This window comes from Actinomycetospora sp. (assembly GCF_055612215.1).
The window spans coordinates 1-5,522 of the sequence record NZ_JBVPVA010000764.1 but is presented as its reverse complement, the minus strand read 5'-3'; the positions used below and the strand labels follow the sequence as shown (position 1 = coordinate 5,522).

Annotated in this window: 5 protein-coding genes; 2 read left to right on the top strand and 3 right to left on the bottom strand. The window is 74.7% G+C overall.

Annotated elements, in window-relative coordinates; translation table 11 throughout:
- Positions 1-93 precede the first annotated feature (93 nt).
- On the top strand, positions 94-696 hold the full coding sequence (locus AC0CYZ_RS20865; protein ID WP_472218824.1) for a LuxR C-terminal-related transcriptional regulator: 603 nt from the start codon (positions 94-96) through the stop codon (positions 694-696).
- 171 nt (positions 697-867) lie between these two features.
- Here the strand turns inward: AC0CYZ_RS20865 and AC0CYZ_RS20860 are convergent, their stop codons facing one another.
- Entirely contained in the window at positions 868-1,092 is a 225-nt protein-coding gene (locus tag AC0CYZ_RS20860; RefSeq protein WP_472218822.1) for a hypothetical protein, read from the bottom strand.
- 147 nt (positions 1,093-1,239) lie between these two features.
- On the opposite strand from AC0CYZ_RS20860, the gene AC0CYZ_RS20855 reads away from it, so the two are divergent.
- Positions 1,240-2,256, top strand: coding sequence for a helix-turn-helix transcriptional regulator (locus AC0CYZ_RS20855; protein WP_472218820.1), 1,017 nt, complete (start codon positions 1,240-1,242; stop codon positions 2,254-2,256).
- A gap of 134 nt (positions 2,257-2,390) precedes the next feature.
- Here the strand turns inward: AC0CYZ_RS20855 and AC0CYZ_RS20850 are convergent, their stop codons facing one another.
- The gene (locus tag AC0CYZ_RS20850; RefSeq protein WP_472218818.1) at positions 2,391-3,995 is read right to left on the bottom strand and encodes an alkaline phosphatase D family protein; all 1,605 of its coding nucleotides are present in this window, start codon (positions 3,993-3,995) and stop codon (positions 2,391-2,393) included.
- A gap of 123 nt (positions 3,996-4,118) precedes the next feature.
- Positions 4,119-5,291 (bottom strand): RtcB family protein, encoded by a 1,173-nt coding sequence (locus AC0CYZ_RS20845; RefSeq protein ID WP_472218816.1) that lies wholly within the window; start codon positions 5,289-5,291, stop codon positions 4,119-4,121.
- Between the last annotated feature and the right edge of the window lie 231 nt (positions 5,292-5,522).

Genomic DNA, 5,522 nt, shown 5'->3' with positions numbered 1-5,522 from the left:
CGCCGATGGAAGGACAGCGCCCACCGTGGGCCGCCTTGGAAACAGCCGTGGGTCCCTCCCCGAGCGGGACCGACACCGGGAACTGGAGTCTGAATGAGGACGGTTCTGATCTGCGACGACCGCCGCAGCGTCCGCGAAGGGCTGACCCGCGTCATGTCGGCCGTGCCCGGCGTGCAGCGCATCGACTGCGTGGCCACCCCGGAGGACCTGCTCGCCCGCTACGCACGCCAGCCCGTCGACGTCGTCTTCGTCGGCACGCAGCGCGCGGTCAGCTCGGGCGCGGAGGCCACCCGCCGCCTCGTCGCGGCCCACCACGGCGCGAACGTCATCGTCTTCGGCGCGCCCGACGACGCGGGCAGCATCGCCTCGGCCATCGCCGGCGGTGCCCGCGGCTACCTGCGCTGGGACGCGTCGCGCCCCGAGCTCGTGGCCGCGCTCGCCAGCTCCACGATGGGCGACGTGTTCCCGACCCAGCGCGGCGGGGCCGAGCCCGGGTCCAGCATCAACCTCACCGAGCGCGAGATGCAGGTCCTCCGCGGGATGAGCCAGGGCAAGAGCAACGGCCAGATCGGCCGCGAGCTCTACCTGTCCGAGGACACCGTCAAGACGCACGCCCGGCGGCTGTTCCGCAAGCTCTCGGCGTCCGACCGCGCGCAGGCGGTGGCCCAGGGCTTCCGCTGCGGTCTCGTGAGCTGAGTCCCCACCCGGTCCGGGAGCCGGGCCCGAGGACGACCCGCCGAGTCGGAGGCGGCGGCGTCGGACGAGGGCCGGCACTCCACGAGGACCAGGAGTGCGGAGACGGCGCGGGGGGCGCGGCCGACCGGGCAGGGCCGGTCGTGTCCCCCGCGGCGGTCGGGACGGCCGCGCTCAGATCGGTCCGACCGTCGCCTTGATGCGGTCGTCCCGGACCTCGGTGCGCGCCCGGCGGTGCGCGCCGAACCGGTGTCGGATGCCGTCGGGGCCGGCCAGCCAGCCCTGGTAGGCGTCGAGCCGGTGGTCCGCACGCCCGCCGTCGTCGTCGACGATCGTGACGAGGTAGCGGGTGTCGCGTTCGAACCGGTAGCGCGGCACCGGCACGGTCTTCGTGGTCATCACCCGCGATCGTACGGGCGCTGACGACCTGTCGACCGTGACGCGCTGGGCGACCGGCGCCGTACTGCCGTCACAGGCCGGGAAAGCGCCGTTGCTGTCGTCGGGGAGCCGGTCACCTCCTGACCGCCTCCCGCGCGAGGATGAGGCGTGCTCGAGACGTCCGCCCGCCTGCTGCGCCTGCTCTCGCTGCTGCAGATCCGCCCCGAGTGGTCCGGCCCGGAGCTCGCGGAGCGCCTCGGCGTCTCGGTGCGCACCGTGCGCCGCGACGTCGAGAAGCTGCGCGCCCTGGACTACCCCGTCGAGGTCGACCTCGGCCCGACCGGCGGCTACCGCCTCGGGGCGGGTGCGGCGCTCCCGCCGCTGCTGCTCGACGACGAGGAGGCCGTCGCGGTCGCGGTGACGCTGCAGACCGCGGCCGGGTCCGGCGGCGTCGGCGTGGCCGGGCTCGGCGAGGCGGCGGTCCGCGCGCTCGTCAAGCTCGAACGCATCCTCCCGGGCCGGCTGCGGCGCCGCGTCGCGGCCGTGCCCGTCTCGACGGTGACCCCGCTGCGCGCCATGCCGACCGTCGACCCCGCGGCCCTCGTCGCGGTGGGCGCCGCGTGCCGCGACCGCCGCGTCCTCGAGCTCGACTACACCGCCCACGACGGCGCGGTGACCCGACGCCGGGTGGAACCCCACCACCTCGTCTCCTGGGGCCGGCGCTGGTACCTGCTCGCCCACGACCTCGGCCGCGACGACTGGCGCACCCTGCGCCTCGACCGCGTGCGCCCGCGGGTCGGGCCCGACGGGCTCGCGACCGGTCCGCGCTTCGAACCGCGGGCCGTCCCTGGCGGCGATCCCGCCGCCTACGTCGCGTCGAAGGTCGCCGACGTCCGCGCCTTCCGCTGCCGCGTGCGCGTGCTCGCCCCGCCCGACGTCGTGCGCGAACGCCTGTGGACCGACCAGGTCCGCCTCGACGACCTCGGCGACGGGACGTGCCGCCTGCACCTCGCGGCCGACCACGCCGACGGTGCCGTGCTCATGCTCGTCGGGATGGGGCTCGAGGTCGTCGTCGAGGCCCCGGACGAGCTCGCCGCGGCGCTGCGGACCCTCGCGGGGCGCTGCCTGCGCGCCGCCGGCGACACCGCGGGGACCCGGGTTGGCGCCCCCGCCGAGTTAGGATAGGCTCACCTCAGCGCGAGCGGCCGAGGTCGTCTCGCCGGCGGACCGGCCGCACGGGTGTTGTGGTGGCGCCCGTGCTGGCTGCGCAAGAGGAGGCGCCGGGCTCGAGGGACGAGCCCGGCGCCGTCCTCGTCACCCTACCGTCGGCCGTGCCGCTCGAGCACCGTCTCGGTGCTGCCCGGCCCGGCCGCCGCACGCAGCCCCGGGGTGCGGTCGCCGACGGTGAACGTCGCCGCGGTGCGGATCGGGGCCCCCGGCGTCGAGACCCGGTCCACGACCCGTACCGACGCGCGGAGCTCGTCGGCCGTGAACCGCGCGGTCACGTAGCCGCGGCGGTCGATGCCGTAGCGGACGTGCGGGTTCCGGGCCAGCGCCTCGGTGACCTTCGCCGACCGGTCGGAGCCGTCGCCCTCCGAGGTGATCGAGCTCGACACCAGCTCCGTGCCGACGACCGGGGACCCCGGGTCGTCGTGGCGGGCGTGCACGTCGGCCAGGTAGTGGGTGTGGACGTCGCCGGAGAGGACGACCGCGTTGCGGACCCGGGCCTGCTGCCAGGCCGCGACGATCCGGTCCCGCTCGACGGGGTAGCCGTCCCAGGCGTCCACGTCGAACCCGCGCGGCGGGCCGGGCGCCAGGTCGAGCTGGGAGAAGAACACCTGCTGGCCGAGCACGTCCCAGCGGGCGCGCGACGTGCGGAACCCGTCGACGAGCCAGCGCTCCTGGGCGCCGCCGGTGATGCTGCGCGTCGGGTCGGTCCGCCCGGCACACGAGCTCGGGTACGCGTCGCCGCAGGGCTGGACGTCGCGGTACTGGCGGGTGTCGAGCATGTGCAGCGTGGCGGTCGCACCCCAGGTCAGGCGGCGGAAGCACTGGATCGTCGCGCCCTGCGGGCGTTGGGGCAGCCGGACCGGCATGTTCTCGTACCAGGCGCGGAAGGCGGCCGCGCGCCGTGCGAGGAAGCCGGGCTGCGGGGTCTCGGGGTGCGCGCCCGCCCAGTTGTTCGCGACCTCGTGGTCGTCGAAGACGCTGACCCAGGGCGCGGCGGCGTGGGCGGCCTGCAGGTCGGCGTCGGCGTGGTGGAGGGCGTAGCGGTGCCGGTAGCCCTCGACGGTGGTCGGCTCCGCGTTCCCGTAGCTGCGGGGGTTGCCGGATCTCGCGCGGAAGGTGCCCGCCGCCTCCTCGTAGAGGTAGTCGCCGAGGAAGAGGACCAGGTCGGGCTGCTCCTGCGCCATGTGCCGGTAGGCGGTGAAGTACCCGTGCTCGTAGTTCGCGCAGGAGGCCGAGGCGATGGTCAGCGGGGCCATCGCCCCCGGGGACGGGGCGGTCCGGGTGACGCCCGCCGGCGAGATGCGGCCCAGCGCACCGAAGCGGTAGAAGAACGTCCCGCCGGCCGGGAGCCCCCCGACCTCGACGTGCACGGCGTACCCGCCGTCGGGCCCGGTGCGGGTGCGCCCGGCCGCACGGACCCGGCTGAAGCGCTCGTCGTCGGCGACCTGCCAGTCCACGTCGACGGCCCGCTCGGTCATCCCGCCCTGCCTGGCCCGCGGGTCGCGGGCCAGGCGGGTCCAGAGCACGACGCCGTCCGGGATCGGGTCACCGGAGGCGACGCCGAGGGTGAAGACCTCGGTGCGGGCCGGGGCGGCGAGGCCGGTGCCCGTGGTGAGGGCGGTCGTGGCGAGGGCGGCGGCGCCCCCGAGCAGCACGGTGCGGCGGGTGACGGTCGACGACGACGCGGACGGCACGGCGCTCCTCGCGGTGGACGGGGAGCCCCATGATCGCCGATCCGCCACCCGATCCGGTGACCCGGTTCCGACCGGGAGCCGAGCGTTCGGTGACCGGTCGGTTCGTGTGCCCGCCCGCGGCGTTCACTCGCCCTTGACGTTGACGATCTGGCGGAGCGTGTGGCGGACCTCCACGAGCTCCGCCGCGTCGGCCATCACGACGTCGACGTCTTTGTACGCGGCCGGGATCTCGTCCAGGAACGCGTCGGTGTCCCGGTACTCGATCCCCGTCATCGCCTCCCGGAGCTGGTCGACGGTGAAGGTCTTCCGCGCCTTCGACCGCGAGTACGCCCGGCCGGCGCCGTGCGGCGAACTGTTGAGGCTCGGCGCGAAGCCCTTCCCGCCGACCACGTAGGACGCCGTCCCCATCGAGCCGGGGATCAGGCCCGGTCGGCCCGCCTCGGCGTTGATGGCGCCCTTGCGGGAGACCCAGACCTTCCGGCCGAAGTGGGTCTCCTGCTCGGTGTAGTTGTGGTGGCAGTTGATCCGCTCCTGCTCGTCCACGTCCTCGCCCATGAACTCGGCGACCTGGCGCACGACCCGGTCCATCATCTCCTCGCGGTTGAGCAGCGCGAAGTGCTGGGCCCACCGCAGCTCGCGGATGTAGGACCAGAACTCGTCGGTGCCCTCGACGAGGTAGGCGAGGTCCGGGTCGGGCAGGTCGATCCACCAGCGGGTCATCGCGTCGTGGGCGACCTTGATGTGCCGCTGCGCGATCTTGTTGCCCACCCCGCGCGAGCCGGAGTGCAGGAACAGCCACACCCGGTCGAGCTCGTCGACGGTCACCTCGATGAAGTGGTTCCCGCTGCCGAGGCTCCCGAGCTGGAGGTGCCAGTTCCTCGCGGAGTCCGCCGGGTCGAACCGCGCCTTCTCGGCGCGCCTCGTCAGCTCCTCGACCCGCGGCTCGGCCGTGGCCACGACCTTCTGGTTGTAGCGGCCGGCCGAGAGCGGGATCGCCCGCTCGATCGCCTCCCGCAGCGGGGTGAGCGATCCGACGGCGGTCACCTGCTCGCGGGTGAACTGCGTCCGCACGGCCGCCATCCCGCAGCCGATGTCCACGCCCACCGCGGCCGGGATGATCGCGCGCTCGGTCGGGATCACCGAGCCGACCGTCGCGCCCCGGCCCAGGTGGGCGTCGGGCATCAGCGCGACGTGCGGGAACACGAACGGCATCGTGGACGCGCGCTCGGCCTGCTCCCGTGTCGCCGGCTCCAGGATGGACGCCCAGTTCCACAACTTCCTGCTGATCTTCTCCACGGTCCGTCCACTCCCTTCCGGGGACGCGGGTCCGGTCGCCCCGGACCCTAGGGAGCCGGGACGCGACGAGCGCCCGAATTTCGGTCGGCCGACCAGTTCCGCGAAACCGCACCCACCGTCGGGAGGCCGTCCCTACGTTGTGGACGTCGATCGATCCGGACGATCCGGGAGGGCGAGATGGCGGACGGCTTCGAGGCGGCGCCGGGCGTGATGGCGGGCGGGGCGTCGGCG

Coding starts and splice junctions, on each gene's coding strand:
- AC0CYZ_RS20865 (WP_472218824.1), top strand. CDS start 94: ATGAGGACGGTTCTGATCTGCGACGACCGCCGCAGCGTCCGCGAAGGG.
- AC0CYZ_RS20860 (WP_472218822.1), bottom strand. CDS start 1,092: ATGACCACGAAGACCGTGCCGGTGCCGCGCTACCGGTTCGAACGCGAC.